The sequence below is a fragment of the Streptomyces sp. NPDC049813 genome, from assembly GCF_044465085.1.
Classification (GTDB): domain Bacteria; phylum Actinomycetota; class Actinomycetes; order Streptomycetales; family Streptomycetaceae; genus Streptomyces.
In genome coordinates this window covers 22,069-47,748 of the sequence record NZ_JBITLI010000013.1, presented here as the reverse complement: position 1 = coordinate 47,748, position 25,680 = coordinate 22,069, and the positions used below count along the sequence as shown (strand labels likewise).

The following is a 25,680-nucleotide window of genomic DNA, read 5'->3' as shown; positions in this document are numbered from 1 at the left end:
GTCAGATCTCCTCCGTGCTCGCGCCGGTCAGGAACCGCAGGGGATTGCGCCGTGTCATCAGGTCGATGAGGTCGTCGTCCACTCCGGCGGCGCGCAACCGTGGCAAGAACGTATGGAACAGGTGCCCGTACCCCTGGCCACCCTCCGATGCCAGGTATCCGTGCCGCGAGATGTCGCAGCTGAGCAGCGCCCGGTCGGCGTGGCCCGCCGCGATGAGAGCGAGCAGGAGCCGCAGCCGGGTGTCGTCGCTCTGATAGCTCTCCTTGCCGACCGTGTCGAAGGCGACGTACGCCCCGCGGGAGGCCAGCTCCTTGTGGATGCCGGGATCGTCCAGCAGGTCCTGGTGGCCGACGGCGACGCGCTGCGCGGGCAGCCCTTCCCCGGTGAGCAGCTCCAGCTGGGCGAGGCCTCCGCGGCCCAACTGGGCGTGCGTGGCGACGGACAAGTCCGTGGTGAGCGCGGCCCGGGCGGCGGCGCGCAGCGAACGGGTCTCGGGCTCGCTGGGCACGTCGCCGTGGCTGCCGACCTCGCCGAGCACGCCGGGCCGGATGCCGGTGGCGTCGCAGCCGTCCTCGATCTCGCGGACGAGGCTCGCGGCGAGGGTCTCCACGCTCGCCGACGCCACCTCCGACGGGTGGAAGGGCTCGTAGTACCAGCCGGTGGCGGCGATGATCGCGACCCCCGTCTCCTGTGCCATCGCGGCGAGCGCGCGTGGGTCGCGCCCCATTCCGCGGCAGGTCAGCTCGATGACGAGGGAGAGGTCGAACGCGTCGCGCAGGGCCGAGATCTCGGTGACGACCGCCGGCCCGTGCCGGACGGGATCGAGGACGGCGCCGCCGTCCCCGGTGCGGTCGAGGTCGAGGACGAGGTGCTCGTGGGAGAGGACGGGGCCGCGCACGGCCTCGTAGGAAAGGGGTCCCGTGACGGTGTGGAGAGTGGTGTGCATGGTGGGGGGTGTTCCTTTCCGGCGTGCTGGTCCCGGTGGGCCGGGTGGTGCTCTCGGCCTCGGTCGTCGGCCGCTCACCTCCTCAACGGTTCGCGTTCCGCACGAGTTCCACGGAAAGTGACGAATCTTGGGGATATTTTCACGGAGAGTGAATCGAGTCGGTGGGTCGGCGGATCGGCCGACGGCGGGAGGCGGAGCGGGTGCGTCCCGCCTCGGCGCCTGTGGCTCTCACGTCTTGAGCGGCGTGAACAGGTCGAGCCAGTACAGGACGTTGAGCGCGATGCCGCCGACGATCACGGCCGCCGGGGCCGCCGCCATCCGTACGACGGGTCGGCCCATCGCCTCGTTCAGCAGGTACAACCCGCCCACGATGAGGATGCCGAGCCCCGCGCCCATCGCGTTCGCCGCCATCAACGAACCGAACAGGATCGCCAGTTGCAGCGTGTCGGTGATCGCGCTGCGCAGGTGCTCCGAGGAGTCGCGCACGCTCGGCAGCTTGCCGAGCACCTTGCCGATGTACGACAGGGCGAGCACCTCGGCCGCGAAGACGAGGGCACCGACGACGGCCGCGAGGAACGGGTTCGGCATCAGGTAGCCGATGGGGTAGACGAGCGTGAAGCCCGCGATGCCGTAGGCGCCGGAGGCCAGGGCCGTGGTCGCGATCAGCGGGATGAAGCCGAAGACGCGGTAGAAGTCGACCTGGGCCGCCTCTCCGTACTGACCCTTGGCGATCAGGAAGCTGGTGGCCTCGCCGCCGCCGAATATGTGCATCTGGGCCAGGACGCAGACGCCCGCGCCGAGCACCATGAACAGCGGGAGGTAACGCCGCAGCCGGGCCGCGCTCGCACTGAACAGGGACGCCATCGGGTCGTCGGCGGGGGCGACCCCCTCGACCCCTTCGACCTGCTCGGCCGCCTGCATCTCCTGCGCGCGGTCCGCCTTACGCTGCTTGAGGTCCTTGGCGATCGCGAGGCCGATGAGCATCAGGACGCCGACGGCCATGGCGATGGCGCCCGCGAAGACGTTCGGCCACAGCTTCATCGTCATCACGACCAGCGCCAGTTCGACGACGCCCGCGATCCCGCCCCACTTGCGCCCGAACTGCTTGGTGATCGCGAGCACCGGGAACAGCGTGAACAGGAAGAGGATCGGCGTCGACATCTGCTGCATCGCGGTGAGGAAGTCGACGGGCAGGTCGTGCGCGAGGTTGTTGGCGCCGTTCAGCCCGAAGACGACGATGGCGCCCCAGGCTCCGCCCAGGATCGGCGCGAGCCACTTCTTCGGCGCGAGGATGCCCAGGATGTCGGTGGGCAGGAACACCAGCCACGGGTTGAGGACACCGGTGGACAGGGCCATCGGTGCGCCCAGGCCGAAGATGAACCCGGCGGACAGGCCGAAGGAGACCGCCGTGGTGGCGCTGCGGGTGGACCGCCCCTGGATGAAGTCGAGCATGAAGGGGCGCACGCCGTCGTTGAAGACGGCCAGGGCCATGTGCGAGATGAACGCGGTCAGCGCGCACAGGGCGATCACGGTGAGCTGCTGCGCGAGCGTGAAGTCGAGGTTCGCGCCGGCGGCGATGACGGTACCCGTCGAGGTGTGCATGGCGGTGTCCTACGCGGTTACGAGCGGGCCGCGATCGCCCGCGCGATCAGCGGGGCGATCCGGTCGATCTGGTCCATGGAGAAGCCGAACACCTTCTTGCCGTCCGCCAGCAGGGCGTCGACCTCGTCCGCGGTCGGCACGCCGCGCCCGAAGGTGTGGCATGCGGGCTGCCCCATCAGGCCGACGAGCACGCCGAGGGAGGCACCGGCGCCGGTGTGGCAGGTGCCCAGGAAGTAGTCGGCCTGTCCGGCGCGCAGCTTCATCGCCGCGTCCATGTCGCTGGAGAGGGTGACCTCGACGCCGTCGAGCCCCAGCTCCTTGACCGTGTTCGCGACCTCGACCTTGCCGACTCCGCCGGTGAGGATCTTCGTCATGAGTGGTTCCTTCTTTCGTAGGACCCGGGGGGACCTGGTTGGGGCTCAGTGGGAGGGGCGCTGCGCCAGGACGGCGAGGTGCATGGCCAGGAAGTTGATCTCGGACTCGGGCAGGGAGGCGCCGAGCTCGGTCCGCGACCGCGTGGAGATCCGCCGGGCGCGCTCGACGGCCTCGGGGTGGTCCGCCAGCTCGGCGGCGATCTGCTCGTCCGTGAGGAACTGATCGATGGGGGCGCCGCTCAGGAGCCGGGTGAGCGCCATCATCAAATGGCTGGTGAGCATCCCGGCGCTCTCCTCGGTCACGGTGCGGCCCTCGCTCTCCAGGGCCGCCAGCTCGGCGGAGACGAAGGTGGCGACCTCCGGCGCGACCTGGCCGCTCTCGCGGAACAGCTGGATGCGAAGGGCTAGTTGATCGTCCATGAGACCTCCTCAGCGAGACAGTAACCGGGATTTTGGATTTTGAGCCGGGACCGAGGCCCCGGGGCGCGTGAGCCGTCTCCGGCTCACATCAGTACGAAGGGATGCGCTCGCCTCGCAGTACCTCGGACTGCAACTGGGCCACCTGGGAGAGGTCGAGAGCGTCGCGCACCGCGGAGAGCGCCTTCGCGCCCTCGGTCCTGCTGATGATCGCGGCACTGGAGTTGCGCAGCGCCAGATCGCGCGTGACCTCGTCGCCCAATGGCAGCACGTCCACCTCCATGCCGAGCCGGCCCTGCACCTCGTCGAGGTTCCAGACCGTGGCGTCGGCCTGCTTCTGTGCGAACAGGTCGCGCAGCTGCATGTAGGACGACTCGACCCACCGGATGTCGCCTCGTCCCGCGAAGGCGCGCTCCGCGAGCATCCGCTGGTCCTCCGACGCGTGGTCCACCGCGACGCGCAGCTTGGGGGCGTCCAGGGAGACCCCTTCACGCACCAGGAAGCCGTGCGCGCCTACGTAGGTGGCCGGTCCGAGGTCGGCGACGAGAGCCAGCTGGTCCTTGTGCTGCTCGACCAGGCCGTCGGCCGCGAGCCGCGACAGGACCACCAGGTCGACCTTGCCTTCCAGGAGGGCCGCCGTCCGGTCACCGGCACCTCGCATGAAGGTGATGGCGAACGGGGTTCCGGCAGCCTCGAAGGCCGCGCGCAACCCTGTCGCGAGGCCCTCGTAGCGGCGTGAGTAGGGGAGCGGCATGGCGGCCAGCAAGGTGCCGAGTCCGGACAGGCGCCACAGTATGGCGCGGTCCGAGCGGACCAGGAAGGTGCCCAGATGGCCCCGGGCGGCCGTCGTGATGCCGCCGGACTCCTCCAGGAGGCGCAGTGCGGCCTGCACGGTTCCGTTCCCGCAGCCCAGTTCCTGGGCGAAGTCCTTGACGCGCGGCAGCCGGGTGTCCGGCTCGTGGCCCATCAGCAGGACCGCGAGCTGCCGGGCCGCGAGGCCGTTGCGCGTAAGGAAGCGATCGTCGAAACCGTTCACGAATCAGACAGTAACCAGGATTCTGGATACTGGCAAGGGTCGGTGATCTGTGCGGTCATGGGCGCAGGGCTCAAGGCCGGAACGGCGCTCCCCGACGGCGGGCGGCAGGAGGAGAACAGGCGTGGCGAACCCCGTACCCCCGCGCGATCGCACCGATCAGCCCTGGCGCTCCGAGGGGGCGCCTCCGCCCCCGCCCCCGCAGAGCCCCAAGCGCAAGATGCCCGGCGGCTGGGGCGGTCTCATCCTCACGGCCCTGATCGTCTACCTGATCGCCAACCTGGTCCTGTCCTTCTTCAACGAGGGCGACGAGCCGACGATCTCGTACACCGAGTTCAGCAAACAGGTCGCCGACGACAACGTCACCAAGATCTACGCCAAGGGTGACGCCATTCAAGGGCAGCTCAAGAAGGAGCAGCCCACTCCGGACGACAGCGACAGCGGCGGCAAGAAGTACACGAAATTCACGACTCAGCGGCCTTCCTTCGCCGACGACGACCTGTGGGCGAACCTGGAGAAGCACGACGTGACCGTGACGGCCGAACCGGTCGTCCAGGAACGCAGCTTCCTGTCCAACCTGCTCATCTCGCTCGCCCCGATGTTGCTGCTGGTCTTCCTGTGGATCTTCATCGCGCGCCGCATGAGCCAGGGCATGGGCGGCGCGGGCGGCATGCTCGGGCGCAAACAGCCGCCCAAGCCGGTCGAGCTGGAACCCGGCAAGAAGCGCACCACCTTCGAGGACGTCGCCGGCATCGACGAGGTCGAGGGCGAGCTCAACGACGTCGTCGACTTCCTCCAGAACCCCGAGGCCTACCGCAAGATGGGCGCCAAGATGCCCCGTGGCGTCCTCCTGGCGGGCCCGCCCGGCACCGGCAAGACCCTGCTGGCCCGCGCGGTCGCCGGCGAGGCGGGCGTGCCGTTCTTCTCGGCCTCCGCCTCGGAGTTCATCGAGATGATCGTCGGTGTCGGCGCCTCCCGCGTGCGGGAGCTGTTCGCCGAGTCCCGCAAGGTCGCCCCGTCGATCATCTTCATCGACGAGATCGACACCATCGGCCGCGCCCGCGGCGGCGGCAGCGGCATGGGCGGCCACGACGAGCGCGAGCAGACCCTGAACCAGATCCTCACGGAGATGGACGGCTTCACCGGCTCGGAAGGCGTCATCGTCATCGCCGCCACCAACCGCGCCGACGTCCTCGACCCCGCCCTCACGCGCCCCGGCCGCTTCGACCGCGTCGTCACCGTCTCGCCGCCCGACCGCGGCGGCCGGGAGGCCATCCTCAAGATCCACTCGCGGGAGATCCCGCTCGCCCCCGACGTGGACCTCGCCCAGGTGGCACGGACGACGCCGGGCATGACCGGCGCCGATCTCGCCAACCTGACCAACGAAGCCGCCCTCCTCGCCGTCAAGCGCAAGCAGGAACAGGTCACCCAGACCGACCTCTCCGAAGCGCTCGAAAAGGTCCAGCTCGGCGCGGAACGGCCCCTGGTGATGCCGGACGAGGAGCGCCGCCGCACGGCCTACCACGAGAGCGGCCACGCCCTGCTGGGCATGCTCCAGCCCGGCGCCGACCCCGTCCGCAAGATCACGATCGTGCCGCGCGGCCGGGCGCTGGGAGTCACCCTGTCCACCCCCGACGCCGACAAATACGCGTACACGGAGGAGTACCTCCGTGGTCGCATCATCGGGGCCCTTGGAGGCATGGCGGCCGAACAGGTCGTCTACGGAGTCGTCACGACAGGTGCCGAGAACGACCTCGAACAAGTCACCGGCATCGCCCGCGGCATGGTGGCGAGGTGGGGCATGAGCGAGAAGGTCGGCCGCCTGTCGGCCCTCCCGAACGACGCTCAGCAGGCCTACGGGCTCGCCGCCGCCCCTGACACCCTCGACACCATCGACGGCGAGATGCGCCGCATCGTGGACGAGTGCTACCAGGAAGCGTGCGACAAGCTGCGGGAGAACCGCGGCAAGCTGGACGCACTCGCCGAGGCGCTCCTGGAGAACGAGACGCTGGAAGAGGCGCACGCCTACCGGGTCGCCGGCATCGCCCGCCTCACCAAGGACTGACGGCTACCGGCTGAGGGCTCCCCGCACCGATGCGCGGGGAGCCCCGCCCCGGTCCCGGGGCGCCTTGTCGCTACGAGGTCACGGGGTCCGGGCGATCAGGTACCGGAAGACGTTCGGCATCCACACGGTGCCGTCCGGGCGCACGTACGGCTGGAGCGCCTCGGCCATCTCCTTGTCCACCTGCGCCGGATCCGTCGCCTCCACCGCCGCGTCGAACAGGCCCGTGGACAACAGCCCCCGCACCGCGCTCTCCGTGTCGGCGTAGCCGAAGGGGCACGCCACCCGCCCCGAGCCGTCCGGCCGCAGCCCGGCCCGCTGAGCCACCTCCTCCAGGTCGTCACGGAGTGCGGGCCGCCAACTGCCCCCACTGCGCAACGGATCGGCGAGTTTCGTGGCCACCCGTAGGACGGCCGACGTGGCGCACCGCTCGGGTGGACCCCACCCGACGAGCACCACGCAGGCGCCCCGTCGCGCCAGCGGTCCCACGCTCTTGAGGAGCGCCGGAAGGCCGGCCGAGTCGCCCGCCACGCAGCCGACCGGCTGGAAGGCGGTGATCACGTCGTACGGAGGCTCGCCGGGCCCGGCCTCGGGAACGCCGTCCCTGCCGCCGTCCGTCAGCCGCGTCGCCCCGGAGCCGCGCCGGCCCCCGCCGGGGGGCAGCAGCCGGTCCCTGGCCAGTGCCAGCCGCTCGGGAGCCGCGGACTCGACGCCCGTCACGGCGGCACCGCGCGAGGCCGCCATCAGCAGGGCGAGTCCGGTACCGCACTCCAGGCCCAGGAGCCGGGTGCCCGAGCCGACCTCGAGCCGCTCGTACACCGCTTCATAGACAGGAACCAGCATCCGCTCCTGGATCTCCGACCAGTCACGCGCGCGTGCGCACAGGTCCGCGCGCGGCGTGCGGGCCGCGTGGGAAAGGTGTCGCCGCACGAGCGTAGGTGTCATCGAAAGTGCCCCAATCCGCCGAGAGATGACGAGAGATGTCGCTGTGGTGTGTCGACCGTGTCGCGCGCTGCTCGCACTCCCCCCGTAAGCCAGAAAACTCCGCATCGTCCGTCACGTCTAGGGGGTGTTTGGCCGGTGTGCCGTCAATGCGCGCGTGCTCCGTCGTGCGCCCCCGGGCCACCGACGGCGGGCGGGCGCAGGCGGGCATCCGGGCGAAAAAGGACGTGAGTGTGCGGCTGTCCGCGCCGTACCATGCGCGCCATGGCCAAAGCCTCTGTTCTCACGCCCCAGGCGGAAGACTTCCCGCGCTGGTACCAGGACCTGATCACCAAGGCCGAACTGGCCGACAACGGCCCGGTGCGCGGCACGATGGTCATCCGACCGTACGGCTACGCGCTGTGGGAGCGGATGCAGCAGGACATGGACGCCCGCATCAAGGAGACGGGCACGCAGAACGCGTACTTCCCGCTCCTGATCCCGCAGTCCTACCTGGCCAGGGAGGCGCCGACCACGTCGAGGGCTTCGCACCCGAGCTGGCCGTCGTGACCCACGGCGGCGGCAAGGAACTGGAGGAGCCCGCCGTCGTCCGTCCCACCTCGGAGATGATCGTCAACGAGTACTTCTCCAAGTGGGTCCAGAGCTACCGCGACCTGCCGCTGCTCATCAACCAGTGGGCCAACGTCGTCCGGTGGGAGCTGCGGCCGCGTCTCTTCCTTCGTACGACGGAATTCCTGTGGCAGGAAGGCCATACGGCGCACGCGACGTACGAAGAGGCGCGCGATTTCGCGGCACGCATCCACCGGCACGTTTACGCCGACTTCATGGAGAACATTCTCGCCATGGATGTCGTCCTGGGGCGCAAGACGCCCAAGGAGCGCTTCGCCGGTGCCATCAACACCCTGACCCTCGAAGGGATGATGGGTGACGGCAAGGCGCTCCAGATGGGCACCAGCCACGAACTCGGCCAGAACTTCGCCAAGGCGTTCCAGACCCGGTACCTGTCCAGGGAAGGCGCGCAGGAACTGGTCTGGCAGACCTCCTGGGGCTCGACGACCCGGATGATCGGCGCCCTGGTGATGATGCACGGCGACGACAGGGGACTGCGCGTACCGCCCCGCCTCGCCGCGACCCAGGTCGTGGTGCTCGCCATCAAGGGCGACGAAGCCGTCCTCGCCAAGGTGCGCGAGATCGGCGACGCCCTGAAGGCGGCCGGCATCCGCGTCCGGATCGACGACCGCACGGACACCCCCTTCGGGCGCCGCGCCGTCGACTGGGAGCTCAAGGGCGTCCCGGTACGCATCGAGGTCGGGCCCCGCGACCTGGAGAGCGGCACCGCGATGCTCGTGCGCCGTATTCCCGGCGGCAAGGAAGCCGTGCCCGTCGACGCGCTCCCCGGGCTGCTGCCCACCGTCCTGGAGGAGGACCAGGCGCTGCTCCTGAAGGAGTCACGCGACCGCCGCGAGTCCCGCACCAGCGACGTCACGACCGTGGAAGAGGCCGTCGAGGCGACCGCCGCCGGCGGGTGGGCCCGCATCCCGTGGGCGACGCTCGGCGAGGCGGGCGAGGCGGCGCTCGCCGAGCACGCGATCTCCGTACGGTGTCTGCTCACCGCCGACGGGGCGGTGCCGACCGCCGATGACGCACCGGGTAACGTCGCGGTCGTGGCACGCGCCTACTGAGCGACCTCCCGCCGGGCGGAAGAGGCCGAAAGGCTGCTTGCGCGACCGGCCGACACGTACGCCCCGGCGCGAGCGGGCAGCTACGCGCCGGGGCGTACGTGTCGCTACGCACCACCTTGGTGCGAGCTGTGCGGCTTCTCCGCAGATCAGCGCACCCGCCCTCGTCCGGATACATGAGCGGCAACTGACTGGTACGTGCAAAATATTTGGGATGCCCCGGAATAGGAACACAGAGGCACTCCTGCTCGTTGTCACGACGTGAGCACGACACCACCTGTTCTCGCCGCAGAGCTGGCAGGGGCGTGGGCCGACATTCAGCGGCACCACCCCGAACTGCCGGATCTTGCCGCGCCCGAATCCCTGATCGGGGAGTCGTCGTCCGCCTGCGGGCACGAGCTCTCCTTCGAGCGACTCCTCCATGAGGCAGTCCACGGCATCGCTGCCGCGCGCGGAATCCGCGACACCTCCCGCGCCGGCCGGTACCACAACCGCAGATTCCTGGCCATCGCCGAGGAGTTGGGCCTTGATCACCCCGAGGAGCCGCACCCCAGCAGCGGCTTCTCGCTGGTCACGCTCAATTCCGAGGCGAAGCAGCGCTACCGGCAGACGATCGAGCGGCTGCACCGCGCCCTCAAGGCGCACACGGCCGCGACGGCCGCGGACACCAAGCGCAGCTTCCGCGGTCCTGCCGCCCGGCACGGCTCCTCCGGGGGAGGCGTCCGCGTCAAGGCCGTCTGCGACTGCGGCCGCAATGTCCGCGTTGTGCCGTCGGTGCTCGCCCAGGCCCCGATCGTGTGCGGCGGGTGCGGCAAGCCGTTCCGCATCCCGGAGGTGGTCGGAGCGGGCGTGGGCTGACCATCCGGGGATCGACGGGGGGCCGAGGGGCGGCAGCCGCCCGGGCGAAGACCGCTGCTCGTACGCGGTCCGGAGCCCGGGGGAGGATTCGGCCGCCCCGGCGACGTATGGCACAATGGCTAGCTGTACTCGACAGTCGCATAGGACCCCTCTCTCCTCCGGCTGACGCGTCCATCGGGCACTCGGGTACCGCAACCCCACGCGGCAATCTCGCCGTGCCCACCCACGTCAAGACCAGGAGACACCACTTCCGTGGCAGTCAAGATCAAGCTGAAGCGTCTGGGCAAGATCCGCGCGCCTCACTACCGCATCGTCGTCGCCGACTCCCGTACCCGCCGTGACGGCCGGGCCATCGAGGAGATCGGCCTGTACCACCCGGTGCAGAACCCGTCGCGCATCGAGGTCGACTCGGAGCGCGCGCAGTACTGGCTGAGCGTCGGCGCGCAGCCGACCGAGCCGGTCATGGCCATCCTGAAGCTCACCGGTGACTGGCAGAAGCACAAGGGTCTGCCCGCCCCGGAGCCGCTGAAGGTCGCCGAGCCGAAGAAGGCCCGCCCCTCCTTCGAGGCGCTTGCCACGGCCGACGAGCCCAAGGGTGAGGCCATCACCCAGAAGAAGAAGGCTGAGAAGAAGGACGACACGGCCGAGGCCGCTGCGTCCGAGTCGACCGAGGCCTGAGCATGCTCGAGGAGGCTCTTGAGCACCTCGTGAAGGGCATTGTCGACAACCCCGACGACGTGCAGGTCGCCTCGCGCAACCTGCGGCGTGGGCGCGTACTCGAGGTCAGGGTCCACCCCGACGACCTCGGCAAGGTGATCGGCCGTAACGGCCGCACCGCGCGTGCCCTGCGCACTGTCGTGGGCGCCATCGGCGGCCGCGGTGTCCGCGTCGATCTCATCGACGTCGACCAGGCTCGCTGACAAAGTTGAACACCGGCTCGGGCCGGGGAGGGCTTACGAGCCGTCCCCGGCCCTAGTCGTATGACAGGAGAGTCACCGATCGTGCAGTTGGTAGTCGGGCGCATCGGCCGCGCCCACGGCATCAAGGGTGAGGTCACCATCGAGGTGCGCACCGACGAACCCGAGCTGCGGCTCGGTCCCGGCGCGGTGCTCGCCACGGACCCCGCCGCCACCGGACCGCTCACCATCGAGTCCGGCCGCGTCCACAGCGGCCGGCTGCTGCTGCGCTTCGCGGGCGTGCGCGACCGGACCGGGGCCGAGGCGCTGCGCAACACGCTGCTGATCGCCGAGGTCGACCCGGAGGAACTGCCGGAGGACCCGGACGAGTTCTACGACCACCAGCTCATGGACCTCGACGTCGTCACGGCCGACGGCACCGAGGTCGGCCGCATCACGGAGATCTCGCACCTGCCCTCGCAGGACCTGTTCATCGTGGAGCGGCCCGACGGCACCGAGGTCATGATCCCGTTCGTCGAGGAGATCGTCACCGAGATCGACCTCGAGGAGCAGAAGGCGGTCATCACCCCGCCGCCCGGCCTGATCGACGACCAGGCGGAGATCGTCTCCAGCCGCGACGCCGACGGCGGGCAGGACGCGACCGCATGAGGCTCGACGTCGTCACGATCTTCCCCGAGTACCTCGAACCGCTGAACGTCTCGCTCGTCGGCAAGGCACGCGCGCGTGGCCAACTCGACGTCCGTCTGCACGACTTGCGGGAGTGGACGCACGACCGGCACAACACGGTCGACGACACCCCCTACGGCGGCGGCCCCGGCATGGTCATGAAGACCGAGCCGTGGGGCGAGGCCCTCGACGACGTCCTGGCCGACGGGTACGAGAACGGGGCCCGGGGGCCCGTCCTGGTCGTCCCCACGCCCAGTGGGCGCCCCTTCACCCAGGAACTCGCCGTGGAGCTCTCCGAGCGCCCCTGGCTGGTCTTCACGCCCGCACGCTATGAAGGCATCGACCGTCGCGTCATCGACGAGTACGCGACCCGGATGCCCGTCTACGAGGTCTCCATCGGCGACTACGTCCTCGCCGGCGGGGAAGCCGCCGTACTCGTGATCACCGAGGCGGTCGCCCGCCTGCTGCCCGGCGTGCTCGGCAACGCCGCCTCGTACCAGGACGACTCCTTCGCCCCCGGCACCATGGCCAACCTCCTGGAAGGGCCCGTCTACACCAAGCCGCCCGAGTGGCGCGGCCGGGACATCCCGGACGTGCTGCTCAGCGGCCACCACGGCAAGATCGCGCGCTGGCGCCGGGACGAGGCGCTGCGCCGCACGGTGCGCAACCGGCCCGACCTCGTCGCGCGCACGGACCCCAAGGCCTTCGACAAGAAGGACCGGGAAATGCTCTCCATCCTGGGCTGGCGTCCCGGCCCCGACGGGCGATTTGGGCCAACGCCCGACGCCGTGGAAGAATAGGCCGCTGCTGTACGTCCAGCCTGCGCCCCTGCCACAGGGGGAACGACGCAAGGCCCGACGCGATCAGCTACCGAAACTCATCGCATACCTCCCGCCGATGACCTGTGGCATCGGTGAAGAAAGCAGACGATCATGACTCACCTGCTCGACTCCGTCGACGCCGCGTCGCTCCGCAGCGACCTCCCGGCCTTCCGCCCGGGTGACACCGTCAACGTCCACGTCCGCGTCATCGAGGGCAACCGCTCCCGTGTGCAGCAGTTCAAGGGCGTCGTCATCCGCCGCCAGGGCGCCGGTGTCCGCGAGACCTTCACGGTCCGCAAGGTCTCCTTCTCCGTCGGCGTCGAGCGCACCTTCCCGGTGCACACGCCGATCGTCGAGAAGATCGAGCTCGTGACCCGCGGTGACGTCCGTCGCGCCAAGCTCTACTACCTGCGCGACCTGCGCGGCAAGGCCGCGAAGATCAAGGAGAAGCGCGAGAACTGATCTCGCGCACGCGAGAGCACCTCTCGCGGACGGCGTCACAGGACGGCCGGATACCATCTGGCCTCGATGGACACCGAAGCACGGCATGAGGAGCGCGATCGCTCCTCCGAGCCCCCCGAGCACACCTCAGCGGGCGAGGAGGACCGGTCGCGCTCTTTCGTGCTGTCCGAGGCCGTCTCCTGGGTGCCGGGCGGCCGCATCACGCTCACGCTGCTCGTCTGCCTGGCGTTCCTGGTGGCGGTCAGCGTCTTCGTGATGCAGCCCTTCCAGATCCCCAGCAGCTCCATGGAGAGCACATTGAGGGTCGGGGACCGCGTTCTCGTAAACAAGTTGGCGTACCGTTTTGGTGCCGAACCGGGCCGCGGCGACGTGGTCGTCTTCGACGGGAGCGGGTACTTCGGGGACGGCGACTACGTGAAGCGCGTCGTCGGCCTGGGGGGAGACCACGTGGTCTGCTGCGACAGCAAGGGGAAGATCGAGGTGAACGGGCAGTCCGTGAACGAGCGCACCCTGCTGCACGCCGGGGACGCGCCTTCGGATGTGCCCTTCGACATCAAGGTTCCCGACGGCACCCTTTTTCTGCTCGGCGACCACCGCAGTGACTCCCGCGACTCCCGTGACTACCTCGGCGCCCCCGGCGGCGGCTTCGTCCCCGTCGGCCAGGTGATCGGCAAAGCACAGTGGATCGCCTGGCCCGCCGGACACTGGCACTCCCTGTCGCGTACGGACGTCTACGCGCGCGTGCCCGCACCCGGCGGTGCCCATGGGTAGGCGCGGCAAGGACCGCCCCGGCCCCGACGAACAGCTGCCCACCGGGACCAGGGCGACCAGCGGTCCGCCCCTGCCCGGCCGCGCCGAGCGGCGCAAACTGGCCCGCAAGGTGAAGCGCCGCAGACAGCGCTCCGCGATCAAGGAGATACCCCTCCTCATAGGCGTGGCCCTGCTCATCGCGCTCGTCCTGAAGACGTTCCTCGTCCAGGCCTTCGTGATCCCCTCCGGCTCCATGGAACAGACGATCAAGATCGGTGACCGGGTCGTCGTCGACAAGCTCACCCCCTGGTTCGGCGCGACGGTGCACCGCGGCGACGTCGTCGTCTTCCGGGACCCGGGAAAGTGGCTGGAGCAGGAGGCCGGCCCGGCGAAGGAGGCCCCGGTCGGGGTCGAGCAGATCAAGGCGGGCCTGACCTGGATCGGCCTGCTGCCGTCCGACAACGAGCGCGACCTCATCAAGCGCGTGGTCGGTGTCGGGGGCGACACCGTGAAGTGCTGCGACGCGCAGGGCCGCGTCACGGTCAACGGCATCCCGCTGCGCGAGACCTCGTACATCCACCCCGGCAACACCCCCTCCGAGTTCGACTTCTCGGTGAAGGTGCCCGAGGGGCGGCTGTTCGTCATGGGGGACCACCGGGCCAATTCGGCCGATTCGCGGTACCACCTCACCGACAAGTTCCACGGGACCGTCTCCGAGGAGTCCGTCGTGGGCCGCGCCCGGTGGATCGTGTGGCCCTTCGGGCACTGGACCGGGCTCGCGGAGCCGGACACGTTCGCCGCAGTGGCCGACGCACATGGCGACGGATCGACCGCGGCCCCTGGTACGTCGCATAGGCTGGCCACCGCGAACAGCACCGGACCGATTTCGAACGCACCGGATTCGGACGGATTGATCCCCCTCCCGACCCCTGCGGAACTCCCGCTCGTTATGGGAATGGTGGGCCTGCATCGCGTAGGGATCAGGCAGCGGCACGGAGTGAGGAGTGGATGTGGGGGACTTGGCGGTCGGCGCACGGTCAGGGCATGGACCCGAAGAGCAGCCCGGGCGATCCGACGACGCGGTGGGTCCGGCCGTGGCGGACCGCGTCCCCGAGGACGGTGACGGCGTGGACCCGGTAGCCGCGCAGGACGCGGGATCCGGCAGCGGCGAGGCCGCGAGCAAGCAGAAGAAGCCCCGCTCCTTCTGGAAGGAGCTGCCGCTCCTCATCGTCATCGCGCTCGTGCTTGCGCTGGTGATCAAGACGTTCCTGGTCCAGGCGTTCTCGATCCCGTCCGCGTCGATGGAGAACACGCTGCAGATCGGCGACCGTGTGCTCGTCGACAAGCTGACGCCGTGGTTCGGCTCGGAGCCGGAGCGCGGCGAGGTCATCGTCTTCCACGACCCGGACGGGTGGCTGGAGGGCGAGCCGACGGCGGAGCCGAACGCGGTCCAGAAGGTCCTCAGCTGGGTCGGCCTGATGCCGTCCGCCGACGAGAAGGACCTCATCAAGCGCGTCATCGGCGTCGGCGGTGACACCGTCGAGTGCAACGGCGTGGGACCGCTCAAGGTGAACGGCAAGGCGCTCAGCGAGCCCTTTATCTACCCGGGCAACACCCCGTGCAGCGCCGACAACGCGGGCGGAACGTTCAAGGTGAAGGTTCCGGACGGCAAAGTTTGGGTCATGGGCGACCACCGCCAGGACTCGATGGACTCGCGCTACCACCAGAGCGACGCGAACAGCGGCTTCGTGCCGGTGGGCAACGTCGTGGGCCGGGCCATCGTCGTCGCCTGGCCGCCCACGCACTGGTCCACGCTGCCGGTGCCGGACACCTTCGACCAGCCGGGCATCAACGCCGCCGCGGGCGCGGTCCCGGGCGCGCTCGGACTCGCGGGCGCCGCGCCGCTGGTCCTGTGGCGCAGGCGCAAGATCAATCAGCGCCTTACCGCCGGGAACACCAGGGTTTCTGCGACCGAAACCGACAGGTAGGGTGCCGTCCCAGATCGCCGATCTTCCATGGTCCGCGCCGCACCGAGGCCGGTCCTGAGGTCGATTTCTCCAACGCGGGGAGCAACTGGGATGAGCAGGACACGTCGTACGGGCGAGGGCCACGGCCGGGCCGGCAGCGTGCTGTCGGGCATAGCCGTGGCCCTCGGCTGTGTGCTCTTCCTCGGCGGGTTCGTGTGGGGCGCCATCGTCTACCAGCCCTACACGGTGCCCACCGACTCGATGACGCCGACGATCGGCGCCGGCGACCGGGTGCTCGCCCAGCGGATCGACGGCAGTGACGTGAAGCGCGGTGACGTCGTCGTCTTCCAGGAGGCGACCTGGGGTGACCTGCCCATGGTCAAGCGGGTCGTCGGCATCGGCGGCGACCGGATCGCCTGCTGCACCGACAACCACCTCACCGTCAACGGCAAGAAGATCGAAGAACCGTATCTGCCCGCCGGTACGAACGCCTCGCTCACCGGGATCAAGTCCACGACCGTCCCCGCGGGCCGCCTGTTCCTCCTCGGCGACGAGCGCAGCGGCTCCCTCGACTCCAGCGTCCACCTCGGCGACGCCGACCACGGTTCGGTGGAGCGCGGTGCGGTGCGGGCCCGCGTGGACGCGGTGGCCTGGCCGATGGACGGCATGCTGGCCAGGCCCACCGGGTTCGAGGAACTGCCCGGCGGGCTCTCGCAGCCGGGACCGCTCCGCCTCATCGTGGCGACCGTGATCGCGGGTGCCGTCCTCGTGCTGGCCGGAGCCGCGTACGGCCCTCTCGCCAAGCGGCGGCAGCGGCCCCGCGCCCGCAGCTCGGAGCCGGTCAGTGTCTGAACGCGGCCGCGCGCTGCGCCGGGTGGCCCGCGTCGTGCTGCTCGACCCGCGGGACCGCGTCCTGCTGTTGCATGGACACGAGCCCGGTGACACCGCGGACGACTGGTGGTTTACGCCCGGCGGCGGCCTGGAGGGCGACGAGACCCGGGAGGAGGCCGCGCTGCGGGAGCTCGCGGAGGAGACGGGCATCACCGACGTGGAGCTGGGGCCCGTGCTGTGGCAGCGGATCTGCTCCTTCCCGTTCGACGGACGGCGCTGGGACCAGGACGAGTGGTACTTCCTGGCGCGCACGACCGCCCCGGCCGCGCGGGCCGAGATCAACGCGACGGGCCTGACCGAGCTGGAGCGCCGGAGCGTCGCCGGAGCACGCTGGTGGACGTACCGGGAACTGGCCGAGGCGCATGAGACGGTGTACCCGACCAGACTCGCCGAGCTGCTGAACCGGCTGCTCGACGAAGGTCCCCCCAGCCGGCCGCTGGTTCTCGACACGGAAATCGTCTAGAGGTTCCAGGGGCTGGCGCACAATGGGGGGACGCGCGGCTGAAGGGGAACATGCCATGAGTGCCGAGGACCTCGAGAAGTACGAGACCGAGATGGAGCTGAAGCTCTACCGGGAGTACCGCGATGTCGTCGGTCTGTTCAAATACGTGATCGAGACCGAGCGGCGTTTCTACCTCACCAATGACTACGAGATGCAGGTGCACTCGGTCCAGGGCGAGGTGTTCTTCGAGGTGTCGATGGCGGACGCGTGGGTCTGGGACATGTACCGGCCGGCGCGGTTCGTGAAGCAGGTGCGGGTGTTGACGTTCAAGGACGTGAACATCGAGGAGCTCAACAAGAGCGATCTGGAGCTTCCGGGGAGCTGAGGCGGGCCGTGACCGCGGCTGTCGCGCCACTGGGCGGGTGGCCGGGTTATCCACAACCCGTGAGTAGTTCACCAAGATCCACTTCTGTCCGTCCCGTGCGTCAGCGTGGGCGTCGGAGGTGGTGCCGACGTGAACGCACGGGGCGCGATGGGGAAGTACGGCGAGGATCTGGCCGCGAGGCGGCTGACCGACGCCGGGATGGCGGTGCTCGCACGGAACTGGCGGGCGGGACGTACGGGCGAGATCGACATCGTGGCCCGCGACGGCGACGCGATCGTCGTCTGCGAGGTCAAGACCCGCAGGGGGCGCGGCGCGGCCGGTAGCGCCTTCGAGCATCCGATGGCGGCGATCACGCCGGTCAAGGCGCAGCGTCTGCGGGACCTCGCGGAGCGCTGGGTGCAGGAGCACGGGGGAGCGCCACCCGGCGGGGTCCGGATCGACCTGGTCGGGGTGGTGGTGCCCGCGCGTGGAGCCGCCCGCGTCGAGCATGTGCGGGGGGCCGCCTGATGGGGTTCGCGCGTACGTGTTCCGTGGCGCTGGTGGGGGTCGAGGGTGTCGTCGTCGAGGTGCAGGCGGATCTGGAGCCGGGCATCGCGGCCTTCACGCTCGTGGGCCTGCCGGACAAGAGCCTGATCGAGAGCCGTGACCGGGTCAGGGCCGCCGTGGTCAACTCCGGCGCGGACTGGCCGCAGAAGAAACTGACGGTGGGGCTCAGCCCGGCGTCCGTCCCCAAGGGTGGTTCGGGCTTCGATCTCGCCGTCGCCTGCGCGATTCTGGGCGCCGCCGAGCGGATCGACCCACGCGTCCTCGCCGACATCGTCATGATCGGGGAGCTGGGGCTCGACGGGCGGGTGCGCCCCGTGCGGGGTGTGCTGCCCGCCGTCCTCGCCGCGGCCGACGCGGGGTACGAACAGGTCGTCGTGCCCGAGTGCACCGCGGGCGAGGCGACCTTGGTGCCCGGTGTCTCCGTCCTCGGCGTCCGCAGCCTGCGCCAGCTCATCGCCGTCCTCACGGACGAGCCGGTGCCGGACGAGGAACCGGACGAGCGTGACCGCCCCGATCCCATGCTCTCCGCCCTGAGCATGCCGGGCGGCGGTGCCGGCACGGGATTGCTGCACGAGGGGCCCGCCCTCGATCTCGCGGACGTCGTCGGTCAGCTGTCGGCCCGCACGGCGATCGAGGTCGCCGCCGCGGGCGGACACCATGTGATGCTCTCGGGGCCGCCCGGAGCGGGCAAGACGATGCTCGCCGAGCGCCTGCCGGCCGTCCTGCCGCCCCTCACCCGCATGGAGGCCCTGGAGGTCACGGCGATCCACTCGGTGGCGGGGATGCTGCCGCCGGGCAAGTCGATGATCGACACAGCGCCGTACTGCGCGCCGCACCACTCGGCGACCATGCAGTCCCTCGTCGGCGGCGGACCGGGGGTCGCACGGCCCGGGGCGGTGTCTTTGTCCCATAGAGGTGTACTTTTTCTGGACGAAGCGCCGGAATTCAGCAGCAAAGCGCTCGATGCCCTGCGGCAGCCGCTCGAAGCGGGTCACGTGGTCATCGCGCGCAGCGCCGGGGTGGTGCGGTTGCCCGCCCGCTTCTTGATGGCGCTCGCCGCGAACCCCTGTCCCTGTGGGCAGTACCGGGCCCACGGGGGTGAGTGCGACTGCCCCGCCGCCACCGTGCGGCGCTATCAGGCGCGGCTGTCCGGGCCGCTGCTCGACCGGGTCGACCTCCGGGTCGAGGTGGACGCGGTCACCCGCAACGAGCTGTCCGGGTACGCACCGCGTGGAGAGAGCACCCAGGTCGTCGCCGACCGGGTGCGGGCCGCCCGCGAGAGGGCCATGGTCCGGCTCGCGGACACGCCGTGGCGGACCAACAGCGAAGTGCCGGGCCATGCGCTGCGGACCCGGTGGCCCGCCGTGCCGGGCGCCCTGGACGAGGCCGAGGCGGACCTGGAGCGCGGCTTCCTGACCGCGCGCGGGCTCGACCGGGTCCTGCGCGTCGCCTGGACCGTGGCCGACCTCGCCGGACACGACCGGCCCTTCGCCCAGGACGTCGCCCTCGCGTTGCAGTTGCGGACCGGCATCTCGCGCGGCGTGCCGATGACGATCGGGGCCGTCTCGTGACGCCGGCGCGGGTGCCCGAGGTGGTACGGCTCGCGCGGGCCCGGCTGACCCGGATCGTGGAGCCGGGCTGGGCCGTGGCGGGCCGATGGCTCAGGGAGTTCGGGCCCGTGGAGACCCTGCGGCGCATCGACGAGGCCGAGGAGCGGACGGACGGCCCGCTGCCGTTGCCGGGGGTGCGGGCCGAGCGCTGGGCCGGGCTCCTCGCGCGGGCGCGTGAAGCACCGCCCGCCGAGCGGGACTTGGAGCGGGTGGCGAAGCTCGGGGCGCGCTTCGTGTGCCCGGGGGATGCCGAGTGGCCCGGGCAGTTGGACGACCTGGGCGACGAGCGGCCCGTCGGGCTGTGGGTGCGGGGTGGGCCGAGCCTGCGGATGTGGGCGCTGCGCTCGGTGGCCGTCGTCGGCGCGCGGGCGTGCACGGACTACGGGGTCCGGATGAGCGCGAGCCTCGGGGCCGGCCTGGCCGAGCGCGGCTGGGTCGTCGTCTCCGGCGGCGCATACGGCATCGACGCGGCGGCGCACCGCGGGGCGCTCGGCGCCGCGGGGGCGACGGTCGCGGTGCTCGCCTGCGGAGTCGACCGGGTGTACCCGCGCGGGCACACCCAGTTGATCGACCGGATCGCGGAACAGGGACTGGTGATCGGCGAGTTGCCGCCCGGTGATCATCCGACGCCCAGCCGGTTCATCCTGCGGAATCGGGTGATCGCGGCGCTCACCCGCGGCACGGTCGTCGTGGAGGCGGCCTACCGCAGCGGCGCGCTGGGCACGGCCCGTTGGGCGCAGCGGCTGGGGCGGCACGCGATGGGGGTGCCGGGCCCGGTGACCAGCGGGCTCTCCGGCGGGGTGCACGAACTGCTGCGCAAGGAGGGCGTACTCGTCACCGACGCCGAGGAGGTCGTCGAACTGGTCGGTGCGATGGGGGAGCTGGCACCGGAGCGACGGGGGCCCGTGCTGCCGCGCGACCTGCTGCCGGCGGCGACGGCGCGGGTGCTCGCCGCGCTGCCCGGGCGGGGCGCGCGCACCGTCGCGGAGATCGGCAGGGAGGCCGGGACGAGCGCGGACGACACGATCGGGAGGTTGTACGAACTGCGCTCGTTGGGGTTCGTCGAACGACACGGCGAGAGCTGGCAGTTGACACGCCAGGCGATCCGCGGAGTGTTTTCGGACGGAGGCCCTCCCTGACGGAGAGTATTGGCCCGTCCGGATGAACCCCCGATGGCCTTGGCAGTTCCGGTAGTTGACGCGGTCGGCCCGATCACGCACGGCAACAGGAGCGCTCCCGCAAGTCCCCCAACGGAACGTATCTGCGCGCGTACGATCCCATAGCCTTCGCACACTGCGACACTCCAGTCACGCTACGCTCACCAGGATTCGGGTTCGTCCCCTCAATCCGTGATCAGGCAGGCGGTTTCGGAACAGTCACCACCAGACGGGCATGACGGCATCTTCATCAGCAAAGCGACTACAGACACCACAGTCCAGGCCACGCACCCCAGCTCCCACCTCGGGTCCCCCTCCGGCTCCCTCTCCGACACTCTCGGTACGCAGCAGAACGGCACAAGGCGGCGCATGCCACAGCACACCTCCGGATCCGACCGGGCAGCGGTACCCCCCGCCGCCCGCGGCTCCAGCGTGCGGCCTCCCGCCCCCTCCTCCCTGGAGGAGCTGTGGAGGTCGTACAAGGAAACCGGCGACGAGCGGCTGCGCGAGCAGCTGATCCTGCACTACTCGCCGCTGGTGAAGTACGTCGCGGGCCGGGTCAGTGTGGGGCTGCCGCCCAATGTGGAGCAGGCGGACTTCGTCTCCTCCGGGGTCTTCGGGCTCATCGACGCGATCGAGAAGTTCGACATCGGGCGCGAGATCAAGTTCGAGACGTACGCGATCACGCGGATCCGTGGCGCGATGATCGACGAGCTGCGCGCCCTGGACTGGATCCCGCGTTCCGTACGGCAGAAGGCGCGGAACGTGGAGCGGGCCTACGCGACGCTCGAGGCCAAGCTGCGGCGCAGTCCCTCGGAGAGCGAGGTCGCCGCGGAGATGGGGGTGGCGCTGGAGGAACTGCATGCCGTTTTCAGCCAGTTGTCGCTGGCGAACGTGGTGGCGCTCGAAGAGTTGCTGCATGTCGGCGGGGAGAGCGGCGACCGGCTCAGCCTCATGGACACCCTTGAGGACCGGGCGGCGGACAACCCGGTGGAGGTCGCCGAGGACCGGGAGCTGCGCCGGTTCCTGGCCCGGGCGATCAACACCCTGCCGGAGCGGGAGAAGACCGTCGTGACGCTCTACTACTACGAGGGCCTGACGCTCGCCGAGATCGGGAACGTGCTCGGGGTCACCGAGAGCCGGGTCAGCCAGATCCACACAAAGTCGGTGTTGCAGCTGAGGGCGAAGCTGGCCAGTTTCGGCCGGTGAGGGGCGGCCGGCGGCCGGTGGTGAATCGTCCCTGCCGGGCCTCGCCCGCCCGGTGGCGCGGGTGACCGGTGAGACTCCCGTCCCGGGCGGCGCGTCCGTAAGGTGGAGCTGTGCCAAGGATTCGAGCGGCCTCTGTGGCCGAGCACCGGTCGATGCAGCGCGGCGCCCTTCTGGACGCGGCGCGTTCCCTGCTGTCCGAAGGGGGGACGGAGGCGCTGACGTTCCCCGCTCTGGCCGAGCGGACGGGGCTCGCGCGGTCGTCCGTGTACGAGTACTTCAAATCGCGTGCGGCCGTCGTCGAGGAGCTGTGCGCGGTCGACTTCCCGGTGTGGGCCGCGGAGGTCGAGGACGGGATGGCCCGGGCCGCGACGCCCGAGGGCAAGGTCGAGGCGTATGTGCGCGAGCAGCTGTCCCTGGTCGGGGACCGGCGGCACCGCGCCGTGGTGGCCATCTCCGCGAGCGAGCTGGACGCGGGGGCGCGCGAGAAGATCCGCGCCGCGCACGGCGGGCTCGTCGCCATGATCGTGGAGGCGCTCGGGGAGATGGGGCACGAGCAGCCCCGGCTGGCCGCGATGCTGTTGCAGGGTGTGGTGGACGCGGCGGTACGGCGGATCGAGCTCGGCGCCGCGGAGGATCCGGGTGTGATCGTGGACGCGGCGGTGGGGATGGCGTTGCGGGGGGTGCGGGGCTGAGGCCGCCCGCTCCAGGGCCCCGCCCCCTCAGTCCTGCAGGCTCCACGCCCACCCCCGCCCCCAGCCCCGCCCCCACGCCCCCGCGCCGGTCGGGTCCCATCCCAGGCCCCAGACCGGCAGCAGCCGGGCCGGGGCTCCGTGCAGCACGGACGGGTCGAGTAGGGAGAGCGGGTCCAGGTAGACCGCGCCCCTCACGAGGCCCCAGTGGAGGCAGGAGGGGGAGACCGGCGGGCAATGGCCGGTGGGGAGTTGCAGGACCCCGAGCGGGTCGCCCGCGTCGACGTGCGCGCCCTTCTCGAGCGACGCCGTCACCGGTTCGTACGTCGTGCGCAGGGGCGGGTCCCCCGTGCCCGTCAGCTGCACGGAGACCACGCCCCGGCCGGCCACCTCGCCCGCGAACGAGACCCGGCCCGCCGCGACCGAGCGCACCGGAGCGCCGATGGGGGCGGCCAGGTCGACGCCGCGGTGGCCGGGGCCGTAGGGCGTGGTCGGCGGGGACCAGGGCCGTACGACCGCGGGGCGGTCGCCGACGGGCCAGAAGCGGGCGTCGCCGCTCGCGTCGGCACGGTGGACTGCGCCGCTCGCGTCGGCACGGTGGACCGCGCCGCTCGCGTCGGCACGGTGGGCCACGCCGCTCGCGTCGGCACGGTGGGCCACGCCGCTCGCGTCGGCACGGTGGGCCACGCCGCTCGCGTCGGCACGGTGGACCGCGCTCCACGCGACACAGCCGTCACCGATCCCGAGGACACAGGCGATCCCGGCGACCACCGTGATCCGAGCGACCCGAGCGACCCGAGCAATCCGCGCGCCCCGGGCGACCCCCGAGATCCGCGCACCCCGGGCGACCCCCGAGATCCGCGCGCCCCGGGCGACCCCCGAGATCCGCGCACCCCGCGTGACCCCCGCGATTCGCGCGCCCCGGGTGCGGAGCCGGCCGCCGGGCGGGCGAGCCGTCCCCGGCCCGCCCGCCCGGCACCCCCGCATGACACTGAGTAGTTTTCGCATGACCGTGACGATCCTCGGTCCCGCCGCTCCCGGTGGATCATGGCCAGGAAACGTGGACTACCGGCCGGTTGTGGACAGGGGCGTCACCCCCTGCCTCGCGGGTCCCGTACACTTCATGTGGCGATCCGGGCCACCGGATCGACTTCGCACGCCCCGACACCGAGCCCTCACCGGTTCCGTGTCAGCGCTTTTCGGCGTTTGCAGCGTCTATCGGTCCCGTACTCACGTACGCGGCAGGCGCGCAGCGGGGCGTCAGGAAACAACCGAGAACACACAAGGAGTACGGCCATGGCCGTCGTCACGATGCGGGAGCTGCTGGAAAGCGGCGTCCACTTCGGTCACCAGACCCGTCGTTGGAACCCGAAGATGAAGCGCTTCATCTTCACGGAGCGCAACGGCATCTACATCATCGACCTGCTCCAGTCGCTGTCGTACATCGACCGCGCCTACGAGTTCGTCAAGGAGACCGTCGCCCACGGCGGCACGGTCATGTTCGTCGGCACGAAGAAGCAGGCGCAGGAAGCCATCGCCGAGCAGGCGACCCGCGTCGGCATGCCCTACGTGAACCAGCGCTGGCTGGGCGGCATGCTCACCAACTTCTCGACCGTCTACAAGCGTCTGCAGCGCCTCAAGGAGCTCGAGCAGATCGACTTCGAGGACGTCGCCGCGTCGGGTCTCACCAAGAAGGAGCTTCTCGTGCTCTCGCGCGAGAAGGCCAAGCTGGAGAAGACCCTCGGTGGTATCCGCGAGATGTCCAAGGTGCCCAGCGCCGTCTGGATCGTGGACACCAAGAAGGAGCACATCGCTGTCGGCGAGGCCCGGAAGCTCAACATCCCGGTCGTCGCGATCCTCGACACGAACTGTGACCCCGACGAGGTCGACTACAAGATCCCGGGCAACGACGACGCGATCCGCTCCGTCACCCTGCTCACCCGCGTGATCGCCGACGCCGTCGCCGAGGGCCTCATCGCCCGCTCCGGCGCTGCGACCGGCGACCAGAAGCCGGGCGAGAAGGCCGCCGCCGAGCCGCTCGCCGAGTGGGAGCGCGACCTGCTCGAGGGCGAGAAGAAGGCCGACGAGAAGCCCGCTGAGGCTCCGGCCGCCGAGGCCGACGCCGCTGAGGCCCCCGCCGCCGAGGCCGAGGCTCCGGCCGCCGAGGCCGAGGCTCCGGCCGCGGACGCCGAGCAGGCCTGACCCGTACGGGTACCGGGATCAACACCGGTTGCATGAGGTGACGGCGGGGGCCCCAGCGGCCCCCGCCGTCCACCCGTGACCTTCGTCTTCAGACTTCGTAGAGAGAAAACCAGGATCATGGCGAACTACACCGCCGCTGACGTCAAGAAGCTCCGCGAGCTCACGGGCGCCGGCATGATGGACTGCAAGAAGGCGCTCGACGAGGCCGACGGCAGTGTCGACAAGGCCGTCGAGGCCCTGCGCATCAAGGGTCAGAAGGGCGTCGCCAAGCGCGAGGGCCGTTCCGCCGAGAACGGTGCCGTCGTCTCCCTCATCGCCGACGACAACACCTCCGGTGTCATCGTCGAGCTGAAGTGCGAGACGGACTTCGTCGCCAAGGGCGAGAAGTTCCAGGCCGTCGCGAACCAGCTCGCCGCGCACGTCGCCAAGACGAACCCGGCCGACATCCAGGCGCTGCTCTCCTCCGAGATCGAGGCCGGCAAGACCGTCCAGGCCTTCGTCGACGAGGCCAACGCCACGCTCGGCGAGAAGATCGTGCTGGACCGCTTCGCGCAGTTCAGCGACGGTTACGTGACCGCGTACATGCACCGCACCATGCCTGACCTGCCCCCGCAGATCGGTGTCCTCGTCGAGCTCGACAAGGAGAACGCCGAGATCGCCAAGGGTGTCGCGCAGCACATCGCCGCCTTCGCGCCGAAGTACCTCTCCCGTGAGGACGTCCCGGCCGAGGTCGTCGAGTCCGAGCGTCGCGTCGCCGAGGAGACCACCCGCGCCGAGGGCAAGCCCGAGGCCGCGCTCCCGAAGATCGTCGAGGGTCGCGTCAACGGCTTCTTCAAGGAGGCCACGCTGCTCGGTCAGCCGTACGCCCTCGACAACAAGAAGTCCGTCGAGAAGGTCCTCCAGGAGGCCGGTGTCACCCTGAAGCGCTTCGCGCGCATCAAGGTCGGCATCTGAGTCCGTACGCGACTCCGTACGCGACAGCCGCGAGACCCCGCTAGGGTCGACAGCAGTCGTCCGGGTACGCGCCGGACGACCGCAGATGTGACGAGGAGG

27 protein-coding genes and 1 pseudogene are annotated in these 25,680 nt (G+C 70.5%); 21 read left to right on the top strand and 7 right to left on the bottom strand.

Annotated features, from left to right (window positions below):
• Position 1: 1 nt before the first annotated feature.
• From ACIBW6_RS24925 to yhfZ, 5 genes are all read right to left on the bottom strand, one after another.
• Positions 2 to 946 (bottom strand): phosphotriesterase, encoded by a 945-nt coding sequence (locus ACIBW6_RS24925; RefSeq protein ID WP_399063229.1) that lies wholly within the window; start codon positions 944 to 946, stop codon positions 2 to 4.
• Between the two features lie 228 nt (positions 947 to 1,174).
• On the bottom strand, positions 1,175 to 2,548 hold the full coding sequence (locus tag ACIBW6_RS24920; protein ID WP_399063227.1) for a YhfT family protein: 1,374 nt from the start codon (positions 2,546 to 2,548) through the stop codon (positions 1,175 to 1,177).
• A 17-nt stretch (positions 2,549 to 2,565) separates the two neighbouring features.
• The gene (locus ACIBW6_RS24915) at positions 2,566 to 2,922 is read right to left on the bottom strand and encodes a DUF2620 domain-containing protein (RefSeq protein WP_399063225.1); all 357 of its coding nucleotides are present in this window, start codon (positions 2,920 to 2,922) and stop codon (positions 2,566 to 2,568) included.
• Positions 2,923 to 2,967: 45 nt separating this feature from the next.
• Positions 2,968 to 3,342: a PRD domain-containing protein gene (locus ACIBW6_RS24910; RefSeq protein WP_399063223.1), complete on the bottom strand. Its 375-nt coding sequence runs from the start codon at positions 3,340 to 3,342 to the stop codon at positions 2,968 to 2,970.
• 88 nt (positions 3,343 to 3,430) lie between these two features.
• A complete protein-coding gene (yhfZ, locus tag ACIBW6_RS24905; RefSeq protein WP_399063220.1) occupies positions 3,431 to 4,375 on the bottom strand; it encodes a GntR family transcriptional regulator YhfZ in 945 nt (314 codons plus the stop codon).
• 121 nt (positions 4,376 to 4,496) lie between these two features.
• Here yhfZ and ftsH point away from each other — a divergent pair, with 121 nt between their 5' ends.
• Positions 4,497 to 6,437 (top strand): ATP-dependent zinc metalloprotease FtsH, encoded by a 1,941-nt coding sequence (gene ftsH / locus ACIBW6_RS24900; RefSeq protein WP_399063218.1) that lies wholly within the window; start codon positions 4,497 to 4,499, stop codon positions 6,435 to 6,437.
• A gap of 78 nt (positions 6,438 to 6,515) precedes the next feature.
• On the opposite strand, the gene ACIBW6_RS24895 is transcribed toward ftsH, so the two are convergent.
• The gene (locus tag ACIBW6_RS24895) at positions 6,516 to 7,379 is read right to left on the bottom strand and encodes a class I SAM-dependent methyltransferase (RefSeq protein WP_399063217.1); all 864 of its coding nucleotides are present in this window, start codon (positions 7,377 to 7,379) and stop codon (positions 6,516 to 6,518) included.
• Positions 7,380 to 7,640: 261 nt separating this feature from the next.
• Between ACIBW6_RS24895 and proS the strand changes: the two are divergent.
• From proS to ACIBW6_RS24805, 18 genes and pseudogenes are all read left to right on the top strand, one after another.
• Positions 7,641 to 9,058: pseudogene (proS, locus tag ACIBW6_RS24890) on the top strand (proline--tRNA ligase).
• A 258-nt stretch (positions 9,059 to 9,316) separates the two neighbouring features.
• Positions 9,317 to 9,913 carry a hypothetical protein gene (locus tag ACIBW6_RS24885; RefSeq protein WP_399063214.1) on the top strand — a complete coding sequence of 199 codons (597 nt, stop codon included), beginning with the start codon at positions 9,317 to 9,319 and terminating at the stop codon, positions 9,911 to 9,913.
• A 252-nt stretch (positions 9,914 to 10,165) separates the two neighbouring features.
• The gene (gene rpsP, locus ACIBW6_RS24880; RefSeq protein WP_399063212.1) at positions 10,166 to 10,591 is read left to right on the top strand and encodes a 30S ribosomal protein S16; all 426 of its coding nucleotides are present in this window, start codon (positions 10,166 to 10,168) and stop codon (positions 10,589 to 10,591) included.
• 2 nt (positions 10,592 to 10,593) lie between these two features.
• On the top strand, positions 10,594 to 10,833 hold the full coding sequence (locus ACIBW6_RS24875) for an RNA-binding protein (protein ID WP_356493215.1): 240 nt from the start codon (positions 10,594 to 10,596) through the stop codon (positions 10,831 to 10,833).
• Positions 10,834 to 10,914: 81 nt separating this feature from the next.
• Positions 10,915 to 11,478, top strand: coding sequence for a ribosome maturation factor RimM (gene rimM, locus ACIBW6_RS24870; protein ID WP_399063210.1), 564 nt, complete (start codon positions 10,915 to 10,917; stop codon positions 11,476 to 11,478).
• Positions 11,475 to 12,296 carry a tRNA (guanosine(37)-N1)-methyltransferase TrmD gene (gene trmD, locus ACIBW6_RS24865; RefSeq protein WP_399063208.1) on the top strand — a complete coding sequence of 274 codons (822 nt, stop codon included), beginning with the start codon at positions 11,475 to 11,477 and terminating at the stop codon, positions 12,294 to 12,296. Before rimM ends, trmD begins: the two co-directional genes overlap by 4 nt.
• Before the next feature lie 132 nt (positions 12,297 to 12,428).
• Positions 12,429 to 12,779: a 50S ribosomal protein L19 gene (gene rplS / locus ACIBW6_RS24860; RefSeq protein WP_399063206.1), complete on the top strand. Its 351-nt coding sequence runs from the start codon at positions 12,429 to 12,431 to the stop codon at positions 12,777 to 12,779.
• Positions 12,780 to 12,845: 66 nt separating this feature from the next.
• The gene (gene lepB / locus ACIBW6_RS24855) at positions 12,846 to 13,550 is read left to right on the top strand and encodes a signal peptidase I (RefSeq protein ID WP_399063204.1); all 705 of its coding nucleotides are present in this window, start codon (positions 12,846 to 12,848) and stop codon (positions 13,548 to 13,550) included.
• Positions 13,543 to 14,652, top strand: coding sequence for a signal peptidase I (lepB, locus tag ACIBW6_RS24850; RefSeq protein ID WP_399063202.1), 1,110 nt, complete (start codon positions 13,543 to 13,545; stop codon positions 14,650 to 14,652). Before lepB (ACIBW6_RS24855) ends, lepB (ACIBW6_RS24850) begins: the two co-directional genes overlap by 8 nt.
• Positions 14,540 to 15,517 (top strand): signal peptidase I, encoded by a 978-nt coding sequence (gene lepB / locus ACIBW6_RS24845; RefSeq protein WP_399063199.1) that lies wholly within the window; start codon positions 14,540 to 14,542, stop codon positions 15,515 to 15,517. Before lepB (ACIBW6_RS24850) ends, lepB (ACIBW6_RS24845) begins: the two co-directional genes overlap by 113 nt.
• A 90-nt stretch (positions 15,518 to 15,607) precedes the next feature.
• Entirely contained in the window at positions 15,608 to 16,348 is a 741-nt protein-coding gene (gene lepB, locus ACIBW6_RS24840; protein WP_399063197.1) for a signal peptidase I, read from the top strand.
• Positions 16,341 to 16,850 (top strand): NUDIX hydrolase, encoded by a 510-nt coding sequence (locus ACIBW6_RS24835; RefSeq protein ID WP_399063195.1) that lies wholly within the window; start codon positions 16,341 to 16,343, stop codon positions 16,848 to 16,850. Before lepB (ACIBW6_RS24840) ends, ACIBW6_RS24835 begins: the two co-directional genes overlap by 8 nt.
• 55 nt (positions 16,851 to 16,905) lie before the next feature.
• Positions 16,906 to 17,214: a DUF2469 domain-containing protein gene (locus tag ACIBW6_RS24830; protein WP_005311352.1), complete on the top strand. Its 309-nt coding sequence runs from the start codon at positions 16,906 to 16,908 to the stop codon at positions 17,212 to 17,214.
• A 129-nt stretch (positions 17,215 to 17,343) separates the two neighbouring features.
• Entirely contained in the window at positions 17,344 to 17,721 is a 378-nt protein-coding gene (locus ACIBW6_RS24825) for a YraN family protein (RefSeq protein ID WP_399063193.1), read from the top strand.
• A complete protein-coding gene (locus ACIBW6_RS24820; RefSeq protein ID WP_399063191.1) occupies positions 17,721 to 19,331 on the top strand; it encodes a YifB family Mg chelatase-like AAA ATPase in 1,611 nt (536 codons plus the stop codon). The genes ACIBW6_RS24825 and ACIBW6_RS24820 overlap by 1 nt, the downstream gene beginning before the upstream one ends.
• Before the next feature lie 11 nt (positions 19,332 to 19,342).
• Positions 19,343 to 20,509: a DNA-processing protein DprA gene (gene dprA, locus ACIBW6_RS24815; protein ID WP_399063189.1), complete on the top strand. Its 1,167-nt coding sequence runs from the start codon at positions 19,343 to 19,345 to the stop codon at positions 20,507 to 20,509.
• 387 nt (positions 20,510 to 20,896) lie between these two features.
• The gene (gene whiG / locus ACIBW6_RS24810; protein ID WP_399063186.1) at positions 20,897 to 21,736 is read left to right on the top strand and encodes an RNA polymerase sigma factor WhiG; all 840 of its coding nucleotides are present in this window, start codon (positions 20,897 to 20,899) and stop codon (positions 21,734 to 21,736) included.
• A 134-nt stretch (positions 21,737 to 21,870) separates the two neighbouring features.
• A complete protein-coding gene (locus ACIBW6_RS24805; RefSeq protein WP_399063184.1) occupies positions 21,871 to 22,428 on the top strand; it encodes a TetR/AcrR family transcriptional regulator in 558 nt (185 codons plus the stop codon).
• 27 nt (positions 22,429 to 22,455) lie between these two features.
• Here the strand turns inward: ACIBW6_RS24805 and ACIBW6_RS24800 are convergent, their stop codons facing one another.
• On the bottom strand, positions 22,456 to 23,196 hold the full coding sequence (locus ACIBW6_RS24800) for a murein hydrolase activator EnvC family protein (RefSeq protein WP_399063181.1): 741 nt from the start codon (positions 23,194 to 23,196) through the stop codon (positions 22,456 to 22,458).
• 525 nt (positions 23,197 to 23,721) lie between these two features.
• On the opposite strand from ACIBW6_RS24800, the gene rpsB reads away from it, so the two are divergent.
• Positions 23,722 to 24,627 (top strand): 30S ribosomal protein S2, encoded by a 906-nt coding sequence (rpsB, locus tag ACIBW6_RS24795; RefSeq protein WP_399063179.1) that lies wholly within the window; start codon positions 23,722 to 23,724, stop codon positions 24,625 to 24,627.
• A gap of 117 nt (positions 24,628 to 24,744) precedes the next feature.
• Entirely contained in the window at positions 24,745 to 25,581 is an 837-nt protein-coding gene (gene tsf, locus ACIBW6_RS24790; RefSeq protein WP_399063177.1) for a translation elongation factor Ts, read from the top strand.
• The last annotated feature ends 99 nt before the right edge of the window (positions 25,582 to 25,680 follow it).